The sequence below is a fragment of the Paenibacillus pini JCM 16418 genome (assembly GCF_000576305.1).
Lineage (GTDB): Bacteria > Bacillota > Bacilli > Paenibacillales > Paenibacillaceae > Paenibacillus_AQ > Paenibacillus_AQ pini.
On sequence record NZ_BAVZ01000012.1, the window covers coordinates 83,425 to 108,999 of the forward strand.

At 43.9% G+C, this 25,575-nt stretch carries 27 protein-coding genes, 1 pseudogene and 1 riboswitch; of the genes and pseudogenes, 18 read left to right on the forward strand and 10 right to left on the reverse strand.

Annotated elements, in window-relative coordinates; translation table 11 throughout:
- Positions 1–2: 2 nt before the first annotated feature.
- The 5 genes from JCM16418_RS16440 (at position 3) to JCM16418_RS16460 (ending at position 4,915) form a co-directional block, all read left to right on the forward strand.
- On the forward strand, positions 3–1,148 hold the full coding sequence (locus JCM16418_RS16440; RefSeq protein ID WP_052020424.1) for a cysteine protease StiP family protein: 1,146 nt from the start codon (positions 3–5) through the stop codon (positions 1,146–1,148).
- Positions 1,145–1,999: an HAD family hydrolase gene (locus JCM16418_RS16445; protein ID WP_052020426.1), complete on the forward strand. Its 855-nt coding sequence runs from the start codon at positions 1,145–1,147 to the stop codon at positions 1,997–1,999. Before JCM16418_RS16440 ends, JCM16418_RS16445 begins: the two co-directional genes overlap by 4 nt.
- Complete coding sequence (locus JCM16418_RS16450) at positions 1,996–3,009, forward strand: ATP-grasp domain-containing protein (RefSeq protein ID WP_036651082.1); 1,014 nt, start codon at positions 1,996–1,998, stop codon at positions 3,007–3,009. Before JCM16418_RS16445 ends, JCM16418_RS16450 begins: the two co-directional genes overlap by 4 nt.
- 62 nt (positions 3,010–3,071) lie before the next feature.
- Positions 3,072–3,788: a hypothetical protein gene (locus JCM16418_RS16455; protein WP_036651085.1), complete on the forward strand. Its 717-nt coding sequence runs from the start codon at positions 3,072–3,074 to the stop codon at positions 3,786–3,788.
- A 20-nt stretch (positions 3,789–3,808) separates the two neighbouring features.
- Positions 3,809–4,915 (forward strand): toxic anion resistance protein, encoded by a 1,107-nt coding sequence (locus tag JCM16418_RS16460; protein WP_036651087.1) that lies wholly within the window; start codon positions 3,809–3,811, stop codon positions 4,913–4,915.
- Positions 4,916–5,257: 342 nt separating this feature from the next.
- On the opposite strand, the gene JCM16418_RS16465 is transcribed toward JCM16418_RS16460, so the two are convergent.
- The 4 genes from JCM16418_RS16465 to JCM16418_RS16475 all read right to left on the reverse strand — a co-directional run bounded on the left by JCM16418_RS16465 (position 5,258) and on the right by JCM16418_RS16475 (position 8,807).
- On the reverse strand, positions 5,258–5,992 hold the full coding sequence (locus tag JCM16418_RS16465) for a GTP pyrophosphokinase (protein WP_373280725.1): 735 nt from the start codon (positions 5,990–5,992) through the stop codon (positions 5,258–5,260).
- A 209-nt stretch (positions 5,993–6,201) separates the two neighbouring features.
- Entirely contained in the window at positions 6,202–6,582 is a 381-nt protein-coding gene (locus JCM16418_RS16470) for a hypothetical protein (protein WP_036651090.1), read from the reverse strand.
- A gap of 112 nt (positions 6,583–6,694) precedes the next feature.
- Entirely contained in the window at positions 6,695–7,249 is a 555-nt protein-coding gene (locus JCM16418_RS26720) for a 3'-5' exonuclease (RefSeq protein ID WP_148298837.1), read from the reverse strand.
- Between the two features lie 61 nt (positions 7,250–7,310).
- A complete protein-coding gene (locus tag JCM16418_RS16475) occupies positions 7,311–8,807 on the reverse strand; it encodes an ATP-dependent helicase (protein WP_052020430.1) in 1,497 nt (498 codons plus the stop codon).
- 326 nt (positions 8,808–9,133) lie between these two features.
- Here JCM16418_RS16475 and JCM16418_RS16480 point away from each other — a divergent pair, with 326 nt between their 5' ends.
- Both JCM16418_RS16480 and JCM16418_RS16485 read left to right on the forward strand, forming a co-directional pair.
- Positions 9,134–9,982: a zinc ribbon domain-containing protein gene (locus JCM16418_RS16480; protein ID WP_036651093.1), complete on the forward strand. Its 849-nt coding sequence runs from the start codon at positions 9,134–9,136 to the stop codon at positions 9,980–9,982.
- Positions 9,983–10,060: 78 nt separating this feature from the next.
- The gene (locus JCM16418_RS16485; RefSeq protein ID WP_036651096.1) at positions 10,061–10,942 is read left to right on the forward strand and encodes a TrmB family transcriptional regulator; all 882 of its coding nucleotides are present in this window, start codon (positions 10,061–10,063) and stop codon (positions 10,940–10,942) included.
- On the opposite strand, the gene JCM16418_RS16490 is transcribed toward JCM16418_RS16485, so the two are convergent.
- Positions 10,934–11,581 (reverse strand): NUDIX hydrolase, encoded by a 648-nt coding sequence (locus JCM16418_RS16490; protein WP_036651099.1) that lies wholly within the window; start codon positions 11,579–11,581, stop codon positions 10,934–10,936. The two genes, JCM16418_RS16485 and JCM16418_RS16490, sit on opposite strands and share 9 nt — an antisense overlap.
- A 142-nt stretch (positions 11,582–11,723) precedes the next feature.
- On the opposite strand from JCM16418_RS16490, the gene JCM16418_RS16495 reads away from it, so the two are divergent.
- Positions 11,724–12,029: a hypothetical protein gene (locus tag JCM16418_RS16495; RefSeq protein WP_172679238.1), complete on the forward strand. Its 306-nt coding sequence runs from the start codon at positions 11,724–11,726 to the stop codon at positions 12,027–12,029.
- Positions 12,030–12,170: 141 nt separating this feature from the next.
- Here JCM16418_RS16495 and mscL read toward each other — a convergent pair whose 3' ends face one another.
- On the reverse strand, positions 12,171–12,650 hold the full coding sequence (gene mscL, locus JCM16418_RS16500) for a large conductance mechanosensitive channel protein MscL (RefSeq protein ID WP_036651102.1): 480 nt from the start codon (positions 12,648–12,650) through the stop codon (positions 12,171–12,173).
- Positions 12,651–12,878: 228 nt separating this feature from the next.
- Positions 12,879–12,978: riboswitch (purine riboswitch) on the forward strand.
- Positions 12,979–13,147: 169 nt separating this feature from the next.
- Between mscL and JCM16418_RS16505 the strand changes: the two genes are divergently transcribed.
- Positions 13,148–13,729 (forward strand): xanthine phosphoribosyltransferase, encoded by a 582-nt coding sequence (locus tag JCM16418_RS16505; protein ID WP_036651104.1) that lies wholly within the window; start codon positions 13,148–13,150, stop codon positions 13,727–13,729.
- A gap of 83 nt (positions 13,730–13,812) precedes the next feature.
- On the forward strand, positions 13,813–15,171 hold the full coding sequence (locus JCM16418_RS16510; protein WP_036651108.1) for a nucleobase:cation symporter-2 family protein: 1,359 nt from the start codon (positions 13,813–13,815) through the stop codon (positions 15,169–15,171).
- Positions 15,172–15,256: 85 nt separating this feature from the next.
- Here JCM16418_RS16510 and JCM16418_RS16515 read toward each other — a convergent pair whose 3' ends face one another.
- The 4 genes and pseudogenes from JCM16418_RS16515 to JCM16418_RS16530 all read right to left on the reverse strand — a co-directional run bounded on the left by JCM16418_RS16515 (position 15,257) and on the right by JCM16418_RS16530 (position 18,152).
- Entirely contained in the window at positions 15,257–16,177 is a 921-nt protein-coding gene (locus tag JCM16418_RS16515) for a diacylglycerol/lipid kinase family protein (protein WP_052020432.1), read from the reverse strand.
- A 158-nt stretch (positions 16,178–16,335) separates the two neighbouring features.
- Positions 16,336–16,608 (reverse strand): annotated as a pseudogene (locus JCM16418_RS16520) (DUF4870 domain-containing protein); the annotation flags it as partial.
- A gap of 150 nt (positions 16,609–16,758) precedes the next feature.
- Complete coding sequence (locus tag JCM16418_RS16525) at positions 16,759–17,025, reverse strand: hypothetical protein (protein WP_036651110.1); 267 nt, start codon at positions 17,023–17,025, stop codon at positions 16,759–16,761.
- Between the two features lie 104 nt (positions 17,026–17,129).
- Entirely contained in the window at positions 17,130–18,152 is a 1,023-nt protein-coding gene (locus tag JCM16418_RS16530) for a serine hydrolase domain-containing protein (RefSeq protein WP_036651113.1), read from the reverse strand.
- A gap of 354 nt (positions 18,153–18,506) precedes the next feature.
- On the opposite strand from JCM16418_RS16530, the gene JCM16418_RS16535 reads away from it, so the two are divergent.
- From JCM16418_RS16535 to JCM16418_RS16570, 8 genes are all read left to right on the forward strand, one after another.
- Positions 18,507–18,695 carry a hypothetical protein gene (locus JCM16418_RS16535; RefSeq protein WP_036651115.1) on the forward strand — a complete coding sequence of 63 codons (189 nt, stop codon included), beginning with the start codon at positions 18,507–18,509 and terminating at the stop codon, positions 18,693–18,695.
- Positions 18,696–18,897: 202 nt separating this feature from the next.
- Complete coding sequence (gene map, locus JCM16418_RS16540; protein ID WP_242403874.1) at positions 18,898–19,644, forward strand: type I methionyl aminopeptidase; 747 nt, start codon at positions 18,898–18,900, stop codon at positions 19,642–19,644.
- Positions 19,645–20,028: 384 nt separating this feature from the next.
- On the forward strand, positions 20,029–21,072 hold the full coding sequence (coxB, locus tag JCM16418_RS16545; protein WP_036651119.1) for a cytochrome c oxidase subunit II: 1,044 nt from the start codon (positions 20,029–20,031) through the stop codon (positions 21,070–21,072).
- Positions 21,073–21,147: 75 nt separating this feature from the next.
- Positions 21,148–22,998: a cytochrome c oxidase subunit I gene (gene ctaD, locus JCM16418_RS16550; protein ID WP_052020440.1), complete on the forward strand. Its 1,851-nt coding sequence runs from the start codon at positions 21,148–21,150 to the stop codon at positions 22,996–22,998.
- Entirely contained in the window at positions 22,995–23,618 is a 624-nt protein-coding gene (locus JCM16418_RS16555) for a cytochrome (ubi)quinol oxidase subunit III (RefSeq protein WP_036651123.1), read from the forward strand. Before ctaD ends, JCM16418_RS16555 begins: the two co-directional genes overlap by 4 nt.
- 3 nt (positions 23,619–23,621) lie before the next feature.
- A complete protein-coding gene (locus JCM16418_RS16560) occupies positions 23,622–23,942 on the forward strand; it encodes a cytochrome C oxidase subunit IV family protein (protein WP_036651125.1) in 321 nt (106 codons plus the stop codon).
- A gap of 98 nt (positions 23,943–24,040) precedes the next feature.
- Positions 24,041–24,958 (forward strand): cytochrome c oxidase assembly factor CtaG, encoded by a 918-nt coding sequence (gene ctaG / locus JCM16418_RS16565; RefSeq protein WP_036651126.1) that lies wholly within the window; start codon positions 24,041–24,043, stop codon positions 24,956–24,958.
- A gap of 27 nt (positions 24,959–24,985) precedes the next feature.
- Positions 24,986–25,450, forward strand: a complete 465-nt coding sequence (locus JCM16418_RS16570; RefSeq protein WP_036651128.1) for a DUF420 domain-containing protein — start codon at positions 24,986–24,988, stop codon at positions 25,448–25,450.
- Positions 25,451–25,575 lie beyond the last annotated feature (125 nt).

A 25,575-nucleotide genomic window follows, 5' to 3' on the forward strand; every position in this document is an offset into this window, starting at 1 on the left:
TAATGAACGTTCATATGACGTCAAGACCACTACCTAATCCAGCGGCTGTAGGTAGCTATCGGAAGGAAGATGTTGTTTTTCTATTGAAGGATCTAAGCGATGTCGCCCTTGAAAAAGGGACCGAAGATCGTGAGGAGGCCATTCAGTCTGGAACGCACTACTCAGAAATGCTGCCTGTAGAATATCAACCGACAGCAGATTACATCCGCTTGTTTCATGAAACACTTGAAGAAACAGCGGGCAAAGTAGCTCTATCTGCTGGAATTGTAGCAGAACTTGTTGTGAAAAAACGTGGATTCGATATCGTGCTGGCTTCGCTCGCACGTGCGGGTACGCCTATTGGAATTCTAATGAAACGCTATATTCTTCAGAAATATGAAGTAGATCTTCCTCATTACAGTGTATCTATTATTAGAGGTAAGGGTATTGATGTAAATGCGATTCGATATATGCATCACAACCATCCAGAGGCCTCGATTCAATTTGTGGATGGCTGGACAGGTAAAGGGGCGATTCGCAAAGTCTTGATCGAAGCGGCTGTGACGATGAAGGAACAATACGGGATTGAGCTTGACGATGACTTGGCTGTATTAGCTGATCCGGGTTGGTGCTCAGATACGTTCGGGACGCGCGAAGATTTCCTAATTCCAAGTGCGTGTTTGAACTCCACTGTATCGGGACTTATGAGCCGTACCGTGCTGCGGGACGATCTTATTGGGCCCGATGATTTTCACGGAGCGAAGTATTATAAGGAATGGCTTACGGACGATGTATCAAATGTATTCGTGGACAAGGTATCCGAGTATTTCCCATCGGTATTCAGTGAAGCTGAGGAAGAAGCTGAACGTCTCTATAACAACGCTGAACTAACGGCAGTCACTTGGAAGGGTATGCAGGATATTCAGCGCATCCAAGAGGACTATGGTATTGCCGATGTGAATTTAATTAAGCCGGGCGTAGGTGAAACGACGCGTGTATTACTAAGACGCGTACCTTGGAAAATCCTTGTGGATCGTCTCGATAATCCGAACTTGAAGCATATTCTACTTCTTGCAGGGGACAAGCAGGTTCCAGTCGAAGTGTATCCTGAATTAACATATTCTTGCTGCGGTCTGATTAAACCGCTAAAGAGCGGTGAACAATTATGATTTTTGCTAGTGATTTGGATCGCACCCTCATTTACTCCAAGCAAGCCATGGGAACCGATATAAAGGAAGCTGATATCGTCCCGGTTGAGTTATATGAAGGTAGACATATTTCCTTTATGTCAAAGACAGCGGCGAAGCTGCTACATGATCTATCTGCCTCTGCTTATTTCATTCCTGTAACGACACGCACGGTTGAGCAGTACAGCCGTATTTTCTATATCAAAGATACACTGCGGCCTCAAATCGCTATTACTAGTAATGGGGGCACGATACTACGAAATGGCCAGCCGGATGAAGAGTGGGCTGTACATGTTCATAAGGCTCTACAATCCAGTGCGGACGCAAATGAAGTCATGCAGCTATTTGACCGAATCGCAAGTCCAGACTGGGTTCTCAGCATCAAACATGCGGAACAGCTTTTTTACTCTATTGTTGTTGTTCTGTCATGTTTGCCTCTAAATGAAATGGAGCAATTGCGTGTAGAACTATCCACTCTCGGATGGAATTTGTCCATCCAAGGGCGGAAGATTTACCTCGTCCCTGCTGGACTCAGCAAAGGGAGTGCACTGAGATATGTCATGGATCGACTGGGGTCTACTGCTGATAATGTAGTAGCAGCTGGAGATTCACTGTTAGATCAGAGCCTGCTTGATGAGGCCCATCTTAAACTAGCTCCCAGCCATGGGGAACTGTATAATCAAGCTAAGGCTAATGCTGACATCATATTTACAGACCAGTCTGGTATTCTTGCTTCAGCTGAAATGATTACTAAAGCTAAACAGTGGTTTGCTTTGCAAGCTGGACAGACAGATACATCACATTTCGCATATAATGAGGTATATAACACATGACAAGAATTTGGTTCAACCGCTGGTTTTCCGTAGCTTATCATTATATGAATATGATTCGTCAAAATGATGACCAGCAGGTATTTGAATTGTACGGCACGCATCCAGATATTGAGCATATGTCGCTACAAGCATGCGATCACGCGGAAACAGAGCCTGCGTTAGAAGGATGGGAATATGTCCAGTTTTGCTTAGATTTTTGTCAGCGCCATCAAATTCAGATTTTTATTCCCCGCCTACATATGGATGAAATTGCTCGGCATACTGCCCTTTTCGAGGAAATCGGAACCAAGGTTATGGTCTGTCAGGATACGGAGCTGCTTAGCCGTTTGATGGATAAGGACCGTTTCTATGAATCGCTCCAGGGAACGGGTGTGGTAGAAATTCCGGCTTATCATGTTGTGAATACAGCAGAGGAATTTAAAGCAGCTTATGAGGATCTATTAGCTCGTGGTCATCAGGTTTGTTTCAAACCCACTAATGCTGAGGGTGGAATGGGTTTTAGAATGATTGTGGACAAGCGTGATCCATTGGAAGAAATATTTGGTTGGGTTCATCTGAACGTAACGTTCGAGGAAGCTTATCAAACTTTTGCCCAAGCAGAGCGTTTTGAAGATGTGATGGTCATGGAGTTACTTGAAGGAAATGAATATAGTATTGATTGCTTATCATCGGCAAAGGGCGAGTTAATTACGGCCATACCGCGTATGAAATCATCTGGTCGGGTTTATCATTTAGAGGATATACCTGAATTGCAACAGATTTCAGAGCGAATAGCAGCACGATATCGCATCCCTTATGTCTTTAATATTCAGGTAAAATATAATGGTGGCGTTCCGAAGCTGTTGGAAATTAATCCGCGAATGTCTGGTGGACTCTATATTACCTGTCTTAGCGGTGTGAACATTCCATATTTAGCTGTGAAAGCGATATTGGAGCAGCCCTTTGAAACGCCACAACCTCGCCTTGGCATTAAGGCAAGTTATGTGGAACAGGCGGTTATCATGTCTTAATTTGCTAGGGTGCCCGAATAGCCAGAGAAGCAGTCGACGAAATTGTAGGAGGTGCATAACGAATGAAGCGTTATAAGCTTGCAGCGATGATATCGCTTGGTGGGTATGCTGTAGCTTTAATTTCGGGTATATTTCTTCCCTCTTTTATTAGTTTACTAATTCCTGTGCTAATAGGATTTGGTGGTATGGTCGTGATAAGTAAGTCTACTAGGCATAGGTTGGAGAGAGAGGGTATCCCTGGAACACCACAAATGGATCCAGTGAGCGGTAAGGCCATCACCGAACCGTCAGGTCGTGACGGAGATCGCCCTCAGAAGTTTGACCCTAGCACCATCGCTGTAAATGCTGGAGCAAGGGGTACGAATGCAAATGCGGGAGACCCCATCTGGGATCCTGTTCATGAATATATCAGCGTGATCGAACAAATGGTGCTCTCCGAAGGGGAGAAGAATGCGCTAGACGATGAGATTGTTCAGAAGACACAAGCTTTGCTAGCCCGAATTACTCGCCTAATTCCACAGCTCAAGGAAATGAATGACGGGGGAATGAATCACAACATACAGCGTCTTGTGTTTAAAGACCTGAATGGAGCGATCAACCCATTTCTAAAACTAAGTGGTGAAGCCAAAGTGATGAATCGGCGGCTTCTGCTAACAGGATTGAAGGATATCAACTCGAAACTATCTTTTTACGTAGAAGCGATTGAGAATAAAGATTTGATTGAGCTTCAAACTCGGATGGACTTGATTCAGCAGCGTTATCGAACAACAGATTCATAAAGGAAGAGGAGGATTTTATCATGTCAACAAGCCCACTAATGGTACAGCTGAAGGATTCAGATGTAGCGAAGGTCGAGCAGGAAGCTCGACAGGTGATTGAACGTGTGTCTTCAACCGATACGATGGAACTGGAGACGCTGATGGACCAAATCGGGCAGATGGGCCAGAAGACGATGGAAAAAGCAGGACAATCCCTTACGATGTTAGAGCGCCCCGTGAGTGAACTCATGTCTGGTAAACGTACTGAAGTGACGAATAATATTTTGAAATTACGCAATGAAATTGATTCGCTTAGCAAGAGTAAACAGCTCGGATTTTTCGAGAAAATGTTAAAGAAAACACCGATGAAGAACTACATTTACAAATATCAATCCGTTAAAACCAACGTAGACGCCATTACGCAATCGCTACGTAATGGGAAGGACACGCTCGAAGAGAATGTCGTGTACATGAAGAATCTTAAGCGCTCCTCCATTGAAGAGGTGTACAATCTGCAAGTGCGAATTGCGATGGGAAACAAGCTCAAGGAGCTCTTTGAACAAGAAATCGCCAAACCGGAAAATGATTATCGCAAAACCATACTAGAACGCGGTTTACGGAAGGTAGTTACTCGAATACAATCGTTTACAGAAATGGTCATGCTTTATCAGCAAGCGATTGCTGGTACAGATATTATCAATGACAACAACGATAAACTGATTGATTCTGTGGATGCGACGATTGATAAAACACGTCATTTAATTACGGTCTCAGCCATGATTTCTATGGCGCTACAAGATCAACTGGATACGATAAATGCGGTAAACTCGGCAAATGAAACATTGCAAAATATGTTCGAAGAGAACTCTCGCTTGTTAAAGGAAACAACACAGAAAACGAATGAACTGTTAGGAAAACCAGCGCTGCAAATGGATTCGGTCAACCGAGCGATGACGGATCTATTCTCTGCAATTGATATGTACGAGCAGTCTAATCGCACGATTATTCAATCGGCAACGGAGCATACGCGCAGGATGACGGATATTAATCAGCAACTGACGCAGAAACTTGGCCTGATGCCAGGCAATACACCAGCGCCAGCTCCAGAGCTGAATGCACAGAAAGCGGTAGCTAGTTATTTAGAATAGGGAATATACCAACACAAAAAAAGTTGTCCGAGGCTCTCATCAGAGAGAACTCAAGGGCAGCTTTTTTGTGTTGGTATCGTTTGAAATGGAAAATGTTTGCAAGGAAGGTGGCGCAGCATAGGACACTAGACGCATACATATACTTACATATACTTCATTTCATAAAACGGGGTGCACATATGCTGGGTACAATCATTGCAATCACTTTAATTGTGGCGCTTATCTTAGCGGCTGCATGGGAGAAAACCGAAGCCATTATAAGCTTGAATGATACCCGTGAGCATCCTTAAAGGTAGAATGATATATAGATTATCTCTCGTTACATCATGCTAGAAATTTCGCTTATGACTCCGACTGTTCCTGTAAATCTTCTGGTATAAAATCACTGGACTGTGCCAAAATTTCTTCGCGAATTCGAAGCATTTGATTATCCAACTGATCTGCAGCTTCTGCTGCTTCTTTCAGCTCTTCCACGACGTGGGAGGGCACTCTTTTATCATATTTATAGAATATGATATGTTCCATACTGGCCCAAAAATCCATGGCAAGCGTACGCATTTGAATTTCGACCTTCATCCAGCGTGTACCTTCGAACAGAATAAGTGGGACCGCTACAATAACGTGCAGGCTCTGATATCCATTTGATTTAGGATGGGCGATATAGTCCTTCACTTCAATGACCCGGATGTCATCGCGCTGCGCGAAATGATCCAGCAGACGGTAGATATCTTTGACAAAGGCGCATACAATTCGCATGCCAGCGATATCATGAATGTTCGTTAAGATGCTTTCAAGTGTAATGTCGAAGCCTTTGCGCTCCATTTTGGCTAAAATACTTTTGGGCTCTTTAATGCGTACTTTAATATGTTCAATTGGACTGTAGCCGTCTTGAAGTTTCAGCTCGGTCTTAATCAGTTTAATCTTATTCTGGAGCTCTTCCAGAGCGAGCTGATATAACATGGGAAGCTTCTTCCACTCAGCGAACTGGTGCAGTAAATTATGTTCAATATCAAGCTGATGCAGTTCCTTAAGAGTGACGGGATTCATGACTAATTGATGGTTAGACTCTTTGTTCAATTGTAATTCTCCTATAACTACATAATTGGGGTGATACTTCCTCTATCTTACATGATTTCAAGATCCAGAAGCAAAAAATGCGAAGAACATGATTCAATATAAATAGCCCTGACCAGAATCATTTCATGAAGAAATCATTCCGGCCAAGGCGGCTGTCTCAAGTTTTGGATCATATATTCAGCATAAATTAAAAAGTCGTTGAATTGTGATTATTTCAAAGTATCTTTATTCAGTGGAGAATTTTCATACCCTTTATCATGATAATCAGTATCCTCAAGTTTCTCTAGAACGTTCATCTGATCAATTAATCGTTTGGTTTCGGCATCGCCTAGATCATAAAGGTATTGATACACGCCAATTAATTCGTCATCAAATTGGTGGGTTGCATCATCATGATCTGCCGATTTAAATGGTACAAAGGCACGTCTAAAGGTATATTCATCATCCTTAATCAGTGCACTCATTTGATCGCGAAGATTAGTTACTTCATCCTGGGTCATCATTACCCTAAATTCGGCTGAATCATTAGGTACATCTTGAATCAAATTATGGCTGACAGAAATGTAGTACATTTTCTTCTCGGTTTCCATACAAGTGGCCTCCTGTTTGATAAACGTTTTATGGTTTAATCACGATTATAAACAAATGATTTTACTGATTCTTACACGATGCCAATCGGTTTGAATCAGTTCAAGGAGGTTCTTAGACTTGTTTAGGACTGGAGATGCTGACAACTGGTGCGGTTCCGAAGGCTTCCAGTAGAAACCGCGAAGGCTCGGCAGGTTTACCATGATAATACATCGGTGAGCTGATATATAACTGTTCTTTAGCCCTAGTTACCGCTACATAAGCTAACCGCCGTTCCTCTTCAAGTGCGGCCTCAGTCAACACATGATTTGGTGTCTTGGGATAATCTGCTTTGAGCTCAGCCGTAGGCTGGTCCTTAAGTGCAGTGCTATGCGGGAGAATACCTTCGCTTGCGCCGATCAAGTACACTCGCCGGAATTCAAGGCCCTTGGCACGATGAATAGTCATGAGCTGAACAGCATCGCTGCCGCTTTCTTGATCACGAAGTGCTTCCATCTGCTGTTGGCGTGTGGTTAACTCATCCGCATACGAGATGAATTGCTCGACAGTATCAAAGCGTGCAGCGGCGCTCTCTAGCTCAGCGAGTCCATCATTGACCGTTTCCTTGTACTGGGTATAGACAAGCGGATCGCCTGCCTCCATGTATTTGTCATAAAACAGGCGGCGCATTTCCTGTATGGCATATACGGCTTCATCAATTTTAAGGATTTGATTAGCCGAACCCGATCTTTCACGGCTTCTTGCTGAAACGGCTGCAGCCGATCCCAGCGAATGAGGTGAATGAGTGGATACTTCTTCGCTTGTCGCTGTTCCTGTTCTGTAATAAAAGCCATACCTTGCTCTTTGGGCACATATAATGGTCCGAGGACACTTTGTAGTGCTCCATACGACGCGGAATCAATGACAACCGCAAATGATCCATTAACGGTCTGATTAGTGCTTGATCATAGAATACGGGAGCACTACCATATTGGACAAAAGGGACGCCGTGTAGCAGTAACTGTTCAAGAATGGCTCGGCTGCTACCAGCAGTGCGGTGCAAGATCGCGATATCACCATATTTTATTTGCTCACGCTTCGCATCCTCTATCAGGTGGCCGACCACCCACTGAGCCTCTTCATCTACGCTTGCTGGGGATAAGTAAACAGGTGCTGCACCTGAAGGAGCAGAGGCTAACAGCTCCTTAGGAAGACGTAGCTTGTTATGTCTGACTAGCGCGCTGCCTAACCCAAGAATGCGGTGATCACTGCGATAATTAATATGCAAGGTTACCCGCTTTGCGGTTGGATACACTTGATCAAATTCAAGAATTGATTCCTGGCGAGCACCATTGAAGGTATAGATGGTTTGATCATCGTCACCTACAACTGCAATATTCCGAGTGCTACTCGCAGCGAGATGTTGAACCAAACTGTACTGCACGGCGTTGGTGTCTTGAAATTCATCAACCATGATATACGCGTAGCGAGACTGTAACTGTGCTAGTAATCTTGGATCTTCAAGCAGCTTTAAGGTATTTAGCAGGATGTCATCGAAATCCCATTGATTTCGCTCTAACTTCCACTCTTCATAGGCCATCATAATACGTTTCATGGCTGCTTCATCTTTCGTATCGTCGGGTAACTGAGAAGGCCAGTATCCTTTCATTTTCCATGAAGAAAGGGCGGCAAGTACAGTCTCGGGCTGATATACACCGCTTGGATCTAGCTTCCGAAGAACAATTTTCATTATGGTATGCCTGGGCGCGAAATCACCTAGAATACGCTGAGTGAAGCCCGATTTACGCAGTAGCATCAGGCCAAAAGAATGAAAGGTACGTGCTTCAACCGACCGTGCGGCCCCGGCAGGAATACCAGGTATTTTCGCGATGCGCTCTTTGATCTCTTGCGCGGCTTTACTCGTGAAGGTGACGAGCAGGATACGTGTAGCTGGAATGCCAAGAACGGCAATTAAATAAGCAGTGCGCGCAGCAAGAACTGTCGTCTTCCCGGAGCCAGCTCCTGCAACGATAAGGAGCGGACCTTCATGATGACGCACAGCCTCAATTTGCTCGGCGTTGAGCAGAATTCCATTTTCTTCTAGTGCGCGAAAGAAGAAGGCATCATCCATAACGTCTGTCACACGCTCCCGGCTTGTCCAAGCGGGTGCACTGGCTGCCATAGGAGGTACAGAGGTGGCTGGCGTTTTGGCGGGATTGCTATGAAGGGGCAGGTCTGGAAAGCCCATCGTTTGTCCTCCTTTGTTGACTGAGGGCTGAGTGCAAGGGTTGTCTTTTTCACAAGCAGCCTATAAATTTGGTATGATATAACCATCCAAGTGAGAAAAGGCTATATCATGTAGTTACGCATTAAAGCATGATATTCATTATACCTTGCGTATGCAAGGGGAAGGCCGAGAAAAATGAATTGTGGCGTGCCAGATTTCACAGGACACGTCTGACATGGTATCTTTGTAGAAACGGGCTCTGCATATTGTATCCCATAATCGTTGTCGATTGAATGAGAGACGATACATGAAAAAGGTTAGGTAAGGGGAAAGAGGAGGAAGAAATCATGAATATTATACAACGAATTAAAGATGGAGCGAACCGAGCGACTGAAAAGGCTCAGGGCGCCGTTGAAGTGAATAAGCTAAACGGTCAAATTGCTGAGATTGAGAAAGAAATGAGTTTTCATTTTACAGGGATGGGCCGGATTTTCTATGAAGGTTATGCTTCAGGAGATATGTCTGTTGCTGAAACCGAAATGATGAACCATGCGAAAGAATGTGACAAACTGCAGGAAGAAATTGACGAGCTGCGCGGCCGAATTGGTGAGCTTAAGAATGAGCGCATTTGTACTTGTGGTCAAGTTGTTAATCTGGATGCTAACTTTTGTCCAGCCTGTGGCCGTAAGTTGGTTCCAGGTGAGGCTATTAAGAAGCGTTCAGAGACTGTAAAGCCTGCAGGTCCTGAGAAAAGATATCAAGATGAAATAAACATTGAGCAAGCATATCCTGAGCAGGCATATGCAGAGAAAGCATACGCAGAGCAAGCATATGCAGAAAAACCATATGCTGAGAAGCCATATACAGGAAGTAGTAGTTATCATGATGAACCGCAAGCCAGCACTCCTGTAGAAGAAGCATATGAATACGTTGAGGAAGAAAGCTGGGACGAACCTTCCGAAGCTAACCCATTAGATTCGGAACGGGAACGCCGTCAGGCAGATGAGTTTGAACGGGAGAGAGAACGACAGCTTGAGCTGGATCGCCGCATCCGCTATTGGAAAGAGAACAATCAGAGCGGGGATGAGACGGAAAGCGAAGAGGGAATTCGTGATACGGTGAAATGCCAAATATGCCGGGCAGACTTGCCTAAAGGCTCGAAGTGGTGTCCGCGATGCGGAGCAGAACAGATATAGAGATTGCATTTGCATAAGCACCTATCCAGACATTTGCAATGAAATGCAAGGGTTCAGGCAGCTTGGGAGGACTAACGAATGGAACAATTGCTGCAACATTTGCAGAACTTGGGATTTACCGAAATGGAATCAAAAATCATGGTGGAGCTCGCAGGTAAAGGGGCTTCATCTGGTTATGAAGTAGCTAAGGGACTTGGGGTATCCAGATCTAATGTATATGCAACCTTGCAACGATTATCACAGCAAGGCTTTCTTCAACGTAGTGAAGGAGAACCAGTTCGGTACAGCATGCTTAAGCCTGATGAATTAACGCGGATGATTTCAGGGCAAATGCAGGAATCTCTTCATTTTGTGGAGAGTCAAATGCCACGCGTAGAGCCACATCAACTCCCTTTTTATAATGTGGAGGGAGACCGAAATGTTCTGGAAGCATTGTCTAGAGAATTGGCAAGAGCAAGCGAGGAAATTGTCGTGGATGTCTGGCGTGAAGAAGCCTCTTTGCTACGCAATGAGCTGGAACAGGCGGAGGCCAAAGGTGTGAAGCTACTGTGGTCTTGTATCGGTAATGATGATGCTATGAGTCGACTAATGGCTTGGCCTACTTGGGGAACAGAAGCCGATGCTAATCGGGGCCGCAAGTTCTCTTTTGTGATTGATCGCCGCTGGTGCATGTTAGGGATGAGAGGGGAGGGCAACACAACACAGGCGCTCGTAACCGAGCACCCTGTCATGGTCGAACTCCTTCTTCATCACTTCACGCAGGAAATGGTACTGTATGAACTAGAGCAGGACATGGGTGATGAGCTGAGTGAACGCTATGGACCCCATTACGAGCATATTTATCGTAAATATGTAAGTTCGGATGAAATCGAAATCGATGGTGAAACACAAAAAGAAACAGAGCAAGAATCTAATTCTGATGCCATTTCACGTGTTAACGAGGATTCATCCCTAACGTAACGAAGGTAGAGCCGCTAATCCCCGGAGTGTATGGAGATAATAATCACCGCTTTGTGGAACAAATTGTTGTACACTAACATGACATTCGAGTGAATGAGGGAAATCAGTGCCAGGCTGAACAGAAGAGATGCCCACTGCATGGATTGAATCGATTTCACCTGCAAACATAGCGATTGCCTGTTCAAGCGGAGTTTCATAGAGTCCAGCTAGCTCTTCTGCCTGAAGCTGATAGGAAGATAGGGGTATGTCTAGCTGACAACCAAATACAAAACAAGTTTCTCTATCAATGAATGCCTTACCATTTGCTATACCGCGGCCTTCATACTGGACAGTACCAAGAGAAACCAGTTGTGAGAATTCGATATTAACTCCTAGTTCCTCTTGGATTTCACGCGCGGCATGTTCTATCGTTTCTCCGGCAGTCAAGTGACCCGCAGCGGTAATATCAAAGTAACCTGGAAAGGTATCCTTGGTATCCTGTCTCTTTTGAAACAATAGTTGTGGACCCTCAGGAGTGCTACGAATGATCCAACAATGAAAGGTATGATGCAGGTAGCCTTTCTCGTGAACCTCGTCTCTTGGGGCTACTCCGATATGTTCCTGCTGCTCATTGTATATATCTAGCATTTCTTTTGACATATTCTTGTTATGCCTCCATATATATGATGGAGCTTATTATGTTTTAACTTAATTTATCTGTCAAGATGAATGATAGCCAACGATAGAGGGATGAAATGAGCCCAATAGCTCAATAATGTATACCAAGGAAGGAGCAATAACTATGGAATGCATCGTCCATTTTGAAGTGAAGCACAAGGAGGGCGTTAAGCATTTGCGAGGCCTCGTTTTCGTTGGAAAAGGGGAGACTCCAGATGCGGAGCAGCTGATCGGCATGTTTAAGGATATGCATTATAATGTGATTCTTTCTGATCGTGACAAACTCGTGTTTACACCAACAGATGCTTTGGCGAGCTACAGTTCTATTCGCGTGACTTCACTCGATACAGGCGAACAGAAATATACTGAGGATCGTGATCTGAAAAAGGTGCTTGGTAACTTGATGCCACAAAGACCAACTGGATTATAAGCATAACCGATTTCGATTTATTGCTGGGATCACTCAGTCTACATAGAATTATCTAGTACAATAGGAAGAGGGTGTAGCTATTAAGCTATACCCTCTTCCTATGTTCAATGGACATTAATTAGTTGTGTGCTAAAAAGAAAGCTAAGCCGATTCCGTCTGATCCTCAAGAATAGAGGTACAGTGTGCACAGCGGGTGGCTGCTGCCGGAATTTCCGAGAGACAATACGGGCACTCACGAGTGCTTTTCTCCTCAGGCGGCTTCTCATGCTCTTTCGCCTTGACCCAGTTGATGGCTTTAACGAGTAGAAATACACAGAACGCAACAATAAAGAAGTCCAGCGCCACATTAATAAATTGGCCGTAGGCAATGATAGGAATACCTTCTTTGCTCGCTTGTGCCAAGGTGTGTACTTCTGTACCAGCCTCTGTTTTTTTTAACGGAATAAATAAGTCAGTAAAGTTCATACCCCCAAGCAGATATCCGATGGGTGGCATAATAAGATCATTGACCACGGAAGTAACGATTTTACCAAAAGCTCCCCCGATAATAACCCCGACGGCTAAATCAATGACATTCCCCCGAACTGCAAATTCTTTAAATTCGTTTATAAATCCCTTCATCCAGTAGAAACCTCCCGAATCAACGTTAAATCTAGTATTACGAATCTATCAATATTGTATACTATACCTAAACCTATCAAAGATTGCAGTTATTATTCAATAATTTGCCATTTCATCCAAACGCAGGTTTGTCTGAAGTGAACGCCACGAAATTCCACTTTATTTTTAGAGTGAATGTGCGTTATACTTCATGCATTGTAACTTTAGTACACATGTTCAAATGACGAACCTGAATTTCATATGGCTTCTCGTATATGTGCAGGAATAGGCCTGCATGTCTCTACCCAGTCACCGGAATGATTGGACTACGGGATCACGACTCTTCGTGTTTCTAACGATGTGCAGGCATGCGTGCCGCGTATCGTATAGGGACTTTCGTATGTTTGAGTTGTAACCGGAGTCCATCTATTTTCTTGCCGAATCAGAATCGGCGGTTGAGAGATGGATTTTTTTGATATTTACAGGATCATAATCAAGCAACCAGAGGGGGAAGTTAGATGCAATTACTTAAACAAAAAGTGTTAGACGAAGGCATCGTGCTTAGCAATCAGGTGCTCAAGGTAGACTCATTTCTCAATCACCAAATGGATCCCGTATTGATGAAGGAAATGGGCAAGGAATTTACGCGTTTATTTGATGGACAGAACATCACGCGTGTACTAACCATTGAATCATCAGGTATAGCTCCAGGAATCATGACAGCGTTGGAACTTGGCGTACCTCTTATTTTTGCTCGTAAGCAGAAGTCACTTACGTTACGTCATGACATTTTTGTAGAGAAAGTGTTCTCTTTCACTAAGCAGGAAACGAATGAAATTACCGTTGCTAAGAAATTTATTCATTCGGGTGACCGAGTTCTGATCATTGATGACTTCCTTGCCAATGGTGAAGCCGCATTTGGACTTGCACGGATTGTAGAGCAGGCTGGGGCTGAAGTGATCGGTATCGGAATTGTTATTGAAAAAGCATTCCAACCTGGAGGTCGTCTGCTGAAGGAAGCAGGGTACCGCGTTGAATCACTTGTTCGGATTGCTTCGCTTGATGATGGAGCAGTATCTTTCGCAGATCCTTTAGAGTAGTCACAAGGGAAAGGGCGAGCTATAAGTATCATCTGTATTGAATTGACTATTAGATCACTAAACCAGGAGGAAAGTATACCGCTATGGAACGGACTCATGAATCTGAGGAAACGATAGTAACAACAAAGCGTCATCCGCTCAAAACCTTTTCATTAGGTATTCAACATGTGCTAGCTATGTATGCAGGTGCGGTTATTGTACCGCTAATCGTGGGTGGGGCTTTGAAGCTTACACCAGAACAACTCACGTATTTGATCTCGATTGATTTGCTAGCCTGTGGTGTAGCAACACTGCTTCAGATTTGGGGTAATCGTTTCTTCGGCATTGGCCTACCGGTCATGCTCGGTTGTGCGTTTCAAGCTGTATCACCGATGATTGTTATTGGTATGAAGGATGGCGTATCTGCCATATATGGAGCCATAATTGCATCAGGATTATTCGTTATTGTGTTCTCTGGTGTATTCGGCAAGCTGATCGCACTCTTTCCTCCTGTTGTTACAGGATCGGTGGTTACGATTATTGGTGTGACTCTGGTTCCCGTTGCGCTCCGTGATTTAGGTGGCGGACAGGGGGCGGCCGATTTCGGTAGTCCACTCAACCTTATACTTGGATTCGGTGTACTTATTTTTATTATTTTAATGAACCGATTCGCAAAAGGGTTCCTGCGCTCAATCTCCGTACTGATCGGATTAATTGTAGGAACCATTGTTGCTGCTATTTATGGTCATGTTGATTTGACTCCGTTGAAAGAAGCAAGCTGGTTCCATGCCGTTCGTCCTTTCTATTTTGGAACGCCTACGTTCCACTGGTCGTCGATTATAACGATGATTCTGGTCGCGATCGTCAGCATTGCGGAATCAACAGGCGTATTTATGGCTTTAGGCAAAATTGTGGATAAAGAAATAACATCTAAAGATCTGGCGAAAGGTTACCGTGCTGAAGGAATAGCAATCGTAATCGGAGGATTATTTAACTCATTCCCATATACGACCTATTCACAAAACGTGGGTCTGGTTCAGATGAGCCGTGTTAAAACAAGGGATGTAATTTTTGTAGCAGGTGGACTGCTTGTCGTCATCGGCTTCGTACCGAAAATTGCCGCACTTACACAGCTTATTCCAACAGCAGTATTGGGTGGAGCTATGGTAGCACTGTTCGGTATGGTCGTTTCCTCAGGTATCCGCATGCTAGGTGGACAGGTAGACTTGAACCGTTATGAGAACCTCTTTATCATCGCATGTTCTGTAGGAATGGGTCTTGGTGTAAGTGTAGTACCTGAATTGTTCGATGTATTGCCTGATGGGGCTCGAATATTAGTCGATAATGGAATTGTTGCAGGTAGCGTAACGGCGATTGTACTGAATTTATTATTTAATGGGTTTAAGAACCGCTCGGATTTTAAAACGAGTAATTCCATATCCGAAGCTGAAGAGGCTGCATAGTATTAAGCTTATGAAATATATACGTAATGAAAAGAACCACCGTATTGCGGGTCTTAGCCGCTATACTGGTGGTTCTTTGTATGTGTTATGTAGGTATGAGATCTTTGAGACTAGCCCACGCATACTTGCAGGCACCCGGATCAACATGAATATCAAAGGGGAGGGTAGACATATTCTCGCCATCACCTAATGCAAGTCGTTCTTCATTAAACAGGACAATAAGGTTCTTTCCCCTCAACATGGTGACAAAAGGGAGCGTTACATGCTTACCGAGAAGTACCGTTGGAAACAAACGGAGCAACTGTAACCGTGTACAGCCGTGAACGATGCAAATATCTAGGTGACCATCTCCCGGGTCCGCCTGTGGACATATGTCCAGTCCACCACCATAACTCGTTACGTTAGAGATGGCGGCCATCCATGCGGAAGGATAGCTTGTTTGTCCACCGTCACAGTGAACTGTTAATTTGCATGGCTTGAAGGTAAGTAGCGTATGTAGTATGCCGATAATATAAGCTAATCTTCCTGCTCGAAAGAAATTACATATTTTTTTATACATACTGAGGTTAACATTCTCTGCAACCTGCGCGTCAAAGCCGATGGCAACTGCTGTTAATGTAAGAACACCTGAGGTTGAGATTAAATCAGCCGAACGGGTCCGTCCCGTTAGCATGATCTCAAGCGCTGAGGCGGTATCACGTGGGATATTGAAGCCGCGAGCGGTATCATTGCCCGAACCTGCTGGAATGACTGCTAGTGGGATACCGCTGCCTCTTAGGACGGGTAGTACGCTATGGATGGTACCGTCACCGCCTATCACGCCAACAGCCTTCCAGTCTTCGGTAAGGTGTAACATTTCGGCAGTTCGCTGCTCTGCCTCTTCAGGACATTCAGTTAATAGATGATGGTATGCAATTTGCCGCGAGTCAAGTATAGACTTAACCTTGGACCAAGTACGCATGCCATGACCATTGCCCGATTTTTTATTAATAACAAACAAATACATCTGTTTTCCCCCATAACGTTTGTAAGCGTATCTATATTGTAAAAAGATTAGGGGGAAAAGGGAATCATTTAATACATATTGTCGAATATATATTAGAAATGTCGAAGCTGGTTTTCGGCAATCGCTCCCACCCATGGAAGCTTCACCCATTTCCCTTACAGACTGGTGAAGATCATATATAGCCACAGGACGAATGAAATGAGAGAAAGCAATGAAGCAATGAACGAACCAATTAGAGGAATATAACCGCAAAGAACGTGTGCAATCATGATGAAACCGAACACTAGAATCGATTGCAGTGCATGAAATAATACATAGCGACTGTGTTTCTCTACAGCTAGGAATACGATGCCTCCAATAAAAGCAAACAAATAACAAAGTGTTGCAGCGATATTTTCCGGTAATCCGGTAGACGATTTGAACGGGGACATTCAGGACCACTCTCCTTGTTAACAGTAAGGCTTTCTCCTAACATATGAGGGGCTGAGACAAGTTATGAGCAGCAAAAATACACCCTGTACGATAAATCCTAAATAAGGACATGGTCAGGGTGTATAGCAATGATGGTATGAAGATGTGTTTTAAGTTTGACGACGAGGATGTGTGATTTTACCTTCTTTATCTGTATCATTCTTTTTGGGAATAAGACGTGCATCTGTTCGACCTTCAACATGCGTATCATAAGACAGTTCGCTAAGCTTCCATTCGGTAACACCCATTACGGGATCCGCCGGAAAAGTCTGGCCTCTGTGTAACGTTTCCGTGCCACCCCATTCATTCGTATATATCCCGTCAGACTCAACTTCTTCATGGGATAAAGGTAGCATTCGTTTATCTTCATGTTCCATACATAATCTCCTTCGCTCAAGATGTATATAGAAGACAGGGTGAATTGCTTTCTTCTCCCTCTTAATGTTCCCTGAGCAAAAGCCGCTTATCCAGTTTTTAAGAATCATTCGAGTGCATTCAGAATATACTGCTGCAATAAAGGACGCGGATTCTTCCAGCGGCTCACACGGCTGTCCGCGGTAAATACGACAACGGTATCCGATTTCGGGAAAAGGTAAATTTGCTGGCCCCCATGCCCGTGTGCGCATGCGAATGGTTGACCGTTCATTTTACCATTCCACCATTGAAACCCGTAATCACCGTATGCCGGATATCCTTCAATATGTGAAGTTAGGGCTTGTTCCAGCCAAGCTTCAGGTATAACCTGTTTTCCTTGCCAGACTCCACCTTGGAGGCAGCATAAGCCGAATTTGGCCATATCACGAGATGTTAGAAAAAGTCCGATATGACCCATACTATGTCCTTCAGGACTAGGTGTCCAAGCAGCGTAATCGATGCCAAGCGGCCCAAAGAGATGCTCACGTGCATAACTGAAAGCATCCAGACCGCAGCATTCCGTAAGAAGGGCAGAAATTAGATGTGAATCTACGCTCCGGTATTGAAAAGTTCCTACGTTATCCTGTACAACGGGAAGGGACAATGCGTAAGAAAGCCAATTTTTACTGCGGTGAAAACGATGAATTAGCGGTTCCCCAAGCTTATTACCCGTCTGCCATTCTAAACCCGTGGTCATGGTTAGTAAGCGGCGCAAAGTAAGGGTTTCCTGTAAGAGTGGATCTGTTTTGCGTGTCGTATATTTACTAAGTACAGCAAGCACCTGATCATCTAATGCGGGAAGTTCATTACGCTCCACTGCGATACCCGCCAAAATGGATGTGAAGCTTTTGGTGGCTGAACGCAAATCATTCAATTTTTCTCGCTCATGTCCATTGTAATAACGCTCAAAGATTAATTTACCGCCTCTCACGATTAGAAAGCTATGCATTTTGGGATAATGTTTTAAAATGTGATGATGGGTCATGTCAAAAGCTTCAGAATGCATATGATCTGTATGGTCTTGCATATCGGCTGTCATGCTCGGTATACGAAGTGAGGGAGAAGCCATCAGAAGAAGAGGGTCTTTCATGGAAATCTCCTTTCATAAATAAGTTAATATTTAAGTATCACGTGCATGAAGGTTATTTATGATTTTACCCCAATGAAGCTATCGCAAATAAGATAATTTCAATTATGCAAAAAAAGTTATCACAGACATTTTTTTGAAAGGCTGAATTCGATCAGTGAGTATGTTATACTAGAAGAAATGATTCATTTTTTACTACTTAGGGTATGTATAATGTCAGACACCTTAAGTGGTAGCCGGGGTCTTTTAACCCACCTACAACTGCAAACGACTACTACTTCATGATGTCAGGTAAGATCTTTTCGGCAATTCTCTTAACTGGAGCAATCCATACGAGTGTTTTGGGAGGGAACGATCATGGCAACAAAAGGTCACAACGAAGTTAAAGAAAGTCTGCGGGAGATGACACGGATTTTCCGGCCCAAAGATCCGAAGAAATTTGTTAAGGAATACGTCCGGAAATATCATATTATGGGAGGATACGAAGAGGAATTAACCTCGGTTGTAGAACATGAATTGGGACGGATGAATTCATCTGTTTCATAAACGGCTGCTTTATATAAACGAGGCCGTATTCACTCATTGAATTCAAGTCAGCATTTGATTAGATGGAGCTGCTTGCTTCAATCTATCTAGTATATGCCGTATTTTGCGAGGTTTTTTCTCTGCAGAATACGGTTTTTTTGTGTTTTCAAGCATATAGTATAGCGTTATGGGAGTTCAGCTTAGAGGAGGATGTAGCTTGGACATGATCCTGAAGAGCAAAGAAGAAATTGAATATATGCGTGAAGCGGGCCTGATTCTTGCGGCATGTCATCAATACGTTGCTCAAATTATAAAACCAGGAGTAACTACAATGGCAGTTAACGAAGCTGTAGAGATGTTTCTAGAACAACATGGAGCAACTGCTGAACAGAAAGGGTACCGAGGGTATCCCTATGCAACGTGCGCATCGGTGAACGAACTCGTATGTCATGGCTTTCCGACAGAAGTTCCACTTCAGGAAGGCGATATCGTTACGATTGATATTGTCGTGAATAAAAACGGTTGGTTAGCTGACTCCGGATGGAGCTACGGTATAGGTGAAATAAACAAGACGCTGAAGAGGCTACTTAAGCACACAGAGAAGGCACTATACAAAGGCATCGAACAGGCATTACCCGGCAATACATTAGGCGATATTGGTCATGCCGTAGAGAAGGTGGCTCGTAGAAAAGATTATGGCATCGTTCGGCCACTTGTGGGTCATGGGATCGGTCGCGTCATTCATGAGCCGCCCGACGTTCCGAGTTATGGTAAGAGAAAAGAAGGTTTGAAGTTGGAAGAAGGAATGGTCATCACGATTGAACCTATTTTCACTCTAGGTCCTTCGGGAGCGGTATTGTGGGATGATGATGGGTGGGGAGTACGTAGCGCGGATGGCACCTTTGGAGCACAATTTGAACATACCATAGCTATTACAAAAGATGGTCCTTACATTTTAACCGAAATATAAATAGTAACAAATGGAATTAGAGCCATAAGGGCTCTTTTTTTGTTGGAATTTGACGATTCAAATTCATTATATGAGGTAAAAATGAATGTAAGAAGTCAAACTTGGGTATACGTAAAGGGAAACATCTGGTTGCATAGGAAGAGTTTCAAGAGAGCGGTAAGGGCATTGAAACCGATTACAAACCCTTGTGCGGCGGGCATTTAGAGACTTTTCGAACAATTTGTGAACTAGGTCAGAAACATTGACAAAATAGTACCTTAAACTTATATTTAATAGGTGATTGTTTTAATTGACAGTAGTAAATCTTCCGTGTTCGTGCAGGTATGTAGCCATTGAATGTGCTTTCTGTGGCGCCTGTGAAAATGTAAAAAGTGGGGTAGATCAATGATGAAACGGTGGCAGGCAGTAAAGCGACTTCTTCCCTTGCTCGCAGTATTTTCTCTGCTTTTGGCCGGATGTGGCCGCGAGGACTTGTCGGTATTAAGACCGCAGGGGCCAGTGGCAGAAGGACAATTTGGGTTAATGAAGCTGGCAATCTCGATCATGGTTGTTGTCTTACTGATCGTGTTTGCAATAACGGCGTACGTACTGGTCAAGTTCCGCAGAAGAGCGGGCCAATCAGGTGTACCTGAACAAGTGGAAGGTAATTTCAAATTAGAGATTATTTGGACTGTTATTCCACTGATTTTAGTTATTGTGCTTGCGGTTCCAACCGTACAGCAGGTTTTTGCTTTTGGTGATGATCATTTTAATGACAAGGACGCTGTACAGGTAAAGGTGACCTCTCACCAATACTGGTGGGAATTTGAATATCCACAATATGGCGTTAAGACAGCTCAGGATCTAATCATCCCAGTTAAGAAGAAAATTGCATTTGAACTTAAGACAGCAGACGTTCTTCACTCATTCTGGGTACCGTCACTGTCAGGTAAGATGGATACTAACCCGGACGGAACGCTGAATAAGTTCAGCTTTAGTGCGGACAAGGAAGGCGTGTTCCGTGGTAAATGTGCGGAATTGTGCGGGCCTTCTCATGGATTCATGGAATTCAAAGTTAAATCTGTAAGTGAAGCTTCCTTTGACAAGTGGGTAACAGCTATGAAAGCTCCTGCTGTTTTACCGGAAGATGCAGCTCTTGCTGAAGTATTCAAGAAGCAATGTTTGTCTTGTCATGCTGTAGGTGACCAAGGCGGCCCTGTGGCTCCAAACCTTACAGGTATCGGTTCACGTGAATCGGTAGCCAGTATCTTGTTAAATGAAGGTCAAGAGGGCGGAAAGCCAGTTAAGGAAAACTTGAAGACATGGCTCGATGATCCGCAAGCTGTGAAACCAGGCAATAAAATGCCTTCACCGAAGGATCTTGGTCTGACGGATGAACAAATCGATGGCATTGCCGATTACTTGGCTAACTACAAATTGAATTACTAAGCAACAGCAAGATTCTTATTAGAGGGGGTACCAACCTTGGCTCATGCACATAGTGTCAAGCGCCATAAGGGCTTAATGGACTGGTTAACAACTGTTGACCATAAAAAAATAGGCATCCTTTATTTATTGGCAGGCGGCTTGTTTTTCGGCATCGGCGGAATTGAGGCACTACTCATTCGTCTTCAATTAATTAAGCCAATGAACGATTTAGTATCCGCACAAACGTTTAACGAACTTATTACTATGCACGGAACAACGATGATCTTCCTTGGTGTAATGCCAGTCATCTTTGCATTGATGAATGCGGTTATTCCATTGCAAATCGGTGCTCGTGACGTCGCGTTTCCTTTCCTGAATTCCTTGGGATTCTGGACATTCCTGTTCGGTGGTATTCTGCTCAACCTTAGCTGGGTTATGGGCGGCGCACCAGATGCCGGATGGACATCCTATACGCCATTGTCTACCAATACGTATAGCACAACACACGGTGTTGACTTTTATACAATCGGGCTTCAGATAGCCGGTTTAGGTACCCTCATCGGGGGCATTAACTTCTTGGCGACGATCATTACGATGCGTGCACCAGGAATGTCCTTCATGCGTATGCCGATGTTTACGTGGACTGCTTTCATTACGTCCGCAATGATTTTGTTTGCTTTCCCTGCCATTACGGTAGGGTTGGTATTGCTTACATTTGACCGGATACTGGGAGCGAATTTCTTTGAAGTCGCAAACGGTGGTAGCCCTGTCCTTTGGCAGCATATCTTCTGGATCTTCGGTCACCCGGAAGTTTACATCTTGATCTTGCCAGCATTCGGTGTTATTTCCGAAGTTATTCCGACATTTGCTCGCAAACGTCTTTTCGGTTACAGCTCCATGGTATTTGCAACCATTCTGATTGCCTTCTTGGGCTTCATGGTTTGGGCGCATCACATGTTTACAACGGGTTTAGGACCTGTAGCAAACGCGCTGTTCTCCATTTCAACGATGTTGATCGCTGTACCGACGGGTATCAAAATCTTTAACTGGCTCTTCACAATGTGGGGCGGTCAAGTACGATTTACTGCAGCAAACTTGTTTGCAATTGGGTTCATTCCTACATTTGTAATGGGTGGGGTTACCGGTGTCATGCTGGCTTCTGCTCCTGCTGACTACCAGTTCCATGATACTTACTTTGTTGTAGCGCATTTCCACTATGTAATTGTTGGTGGTCTTGTATTCGGTCTCTTCGCAGGTCTTCACTACTGGTGGCCTAAGATGTTCGGTCGTGTACTTAATGAAACGATTGGTAAATGGGAATTCTGGTTGTTTGCGATCGGTTTCCATTTAACATTCTTCGTACAGCATTTCCTTGGACTTATGGGTATGCAGCGTCGTATCTTTACGTATCTGCCAAACCAAGGTTTTGATACATTAAACTTGGTAAGTACTGTCGGAGCATTCTTAATGGGTGTTGGCGTTCTTCTGTTCTTGTTCAACACCATTCTTACTGCGACGAAGCCTAAGGGCGTTGCTAATGACCCTTGGGAAGATGGTCGTACATTGGAGTGGACAATTGCTTCTCCTCCAGCAGAATACAACTTCAAACAAATTCCACTTGTTCGCGGAATTGATGCTTATTGGAAAGAGAAGATGGCTGGTAATAAGGAAATGACTCCGGCAGAACCACTTGGCCCTATTCATATGCCTTCACCAACAATTTTACCTTTCGTTATGTCAGTCGGAATTTTCATTGCAGGATTGGGTATGATGTTTAGTAAAGAACATTTCTCTAACTCCTTCATGAGCTTGATCTTTAACAACTGGATTGTTGTTATTATTGGTCTTCTGATTACATTTGGTTCGATGCTGCTTCGCTCGCTCTTTGACGATCATGGCTGGCACATTGAAGTAGAAGAGCTGGAAGAAGAGGGGGTAAAAGCATGACATCGCACGCAGAAACGGTAAATGGCGAATTGCCACACGAGCCGGAGAAGGCGACGCTGGAAGGCCGCAATAAGATCCTTAGCTTTTGGCTCTTCCTAGGTGGAGAGGCTGTGCTATTCGGAACTCTCTTCGCAACATTCTTGGCCCTTCGCAATCAGACCAATGATGGTCCGACTGCTAATGAATTGTTCCAACTGCCAATGACGGCAGCAGCTACCTTGATTCTCCTCGTGAGTAGTTTGACCAGTGTATTCGCTATTCAAGCGATGCACAAACATAAAGTTGCTGCTCTGAGAGTATGGTTAATGGTTACTGTTGTTTTGGGTCTTGGATTCCTTGGACTAGAAATTTATGAATTTGCTGAATATGTTACGGCTGAGAAATTCGGCATGACCACGAGTGCATTCAGCTCCGCGTTCTATACGCTAGTTGGATTCCACGGAGCTCACGTAGCTTTCGGGGTATTGTGGATTTCAGTTCTGATTGGTCAGCTTTATAAAAAAGGTTTAACGGTCGTGACTGCGCCAAAGGTTTATGTGTCCGCTATGTATTGGCACTTTATCGACGTCGTATGGGTATTCATCTTTACGGTCGTGTACCTTCTTGGAAAGGTGGGCTAAAATATGTCTGTAGATCAACATGCAGATCATGATGTAATCAAACATCGTCATCGTTCAGAAGGACCTCAGAAGCATATTATTGTGTTCATCTTCTCCATCATCCTTACGGTCATTGCTTTTGCAACTGTAGCGGCTGGGGGAGTTAACGCAACATTCACCGTCATTTTACTGTTGATCATGGCAATCCTTCAGGTTTTTATGCAATTGGGTTACTGGATGCATTTGAAGGATAAAGGGCATTTAATGCCTATACTCTTTATGATTTTCGGATTCTTCGTAGCTGGTACAGCAGTCATAATGGCTCTATACTGGGTTTGGTGGTAAAATAGAAAAAGAGGCGGGCACTTGCCCCCTCTTTTTTTCAATAAAGGCGACATGTCACAATTTGGACAGAATTTCGCCCAGTGGGAGGAGAGTTCAACATGCTGGGGTTAGAATATTTTAGCTTTGCAGAATTATTCAGTCCTTTATTTTTGGCGTTCATGCTGATTGTTACTGCTGGATACTTTGTGATTATCGGACCACTCAGCGACAGGTTTGAAGGAGCGGAGCCAGTTTCAGTTGGCAAAAAGATTATGTTCGTCAGCGGTATGTTCTTCCTGTACTTGGCTCAGGGTGGGCCAGTCAGCCTGCTAGGGCATATGATGTTCACGTTCCATATGTTTTCGATGGCATTATCGTATTTGGTTGCTCCACCATTACTTATGATGGGGATGCCAGCATGGTTGTGGCGTGCAATCTTGAAGGTTAATCCGTTTAAGAAGATGGGATTCTTAGCGAAGCCCATCGTAGCGGCCGTTGTGTTTAATGGTTTGTTCTCGTTTTATCACATTCCGGCTATTCACGATTACGTCATGCTGCATTTCATGATTCATCGTTTGTACTATCTGGTATTGTTTATCGCCGCGATACTCATGTGGTGGACACTGATCAATCCGCTTCCAGAACGTCATCAAGCAACGGGTCTTGCGAAGATCGGATTTATCTTTATCAACATGGTGCTTTTAACACCAGCTTGTGGATTGATTATTTTCTCCACTCAGCCGATGTATGCCACGTACAGTGATCCGAAAGTTTGGGCGGAAGCAATGGGTTATTGTCTTTCCGGAGATCCTTCGGCTTTGCTTAAATCCTTTGGTGGACCAACGTTCTTTAATTTGATGAGCACGAAGGTGGATCAACAGGTTGGTGGTATTGTTATGAAGTTTATTCAGGAGTTTATTTTTGCCTCCATGCTGGCGGTCGTCTTCTTCCGTTGGTATAAGTCTGAAAACCAGGATGAGGACGATGACATCAATTCATCTGTCGATATCCCGGAACATTCTTTGAATCGAGCTTAGAAGATAATAGCTTTAAGGAGGATATTCATGGATTTATATATGCTGATGCCGACGATCAGCACCTCGTTTATTGTAATCAGTGCAATACTGGTAGCAATTGGTTGGGTACTTATTATTCAAGGCAAAAGAGATGCTCATAAGAAGGTCATGATCAGTGGCGCTATCGCAGCGCTACTATTCTTCCTGATTTATACATCTAGAACGATTTTCGTAGGTAACACATCATGGGGTGGATCAGATGATATGAAGACGTATTATCAAATCTTCCTGATCTTCCATATCATCTTAGCAACAGTCGCGGCTGTATTTGGAATAACGACACTCGTACTTGCTTTTAAAGAGAAATTCTCTAAGCACCGTAAATGGGGCCGTGTAACAGCAACCATTTGGTTCTTTACGGCTATTACGGGAGTGGCGGTATATGTACTTCTATATATCCTATATCCGGGTGGTCATACTAAACCCGTATGGGAAGTTATTCTTGGAGTATAATGGACAACCCGAATGAGTGAAGATGACTCATAATAATGGAGAATTAAGCCTTTCAGCATTTAAGCTGAAAGGCTTTTTTTGTTAGCAGTATGTTTGTTTAAAAATAAATAAGACAAGCAAGACAC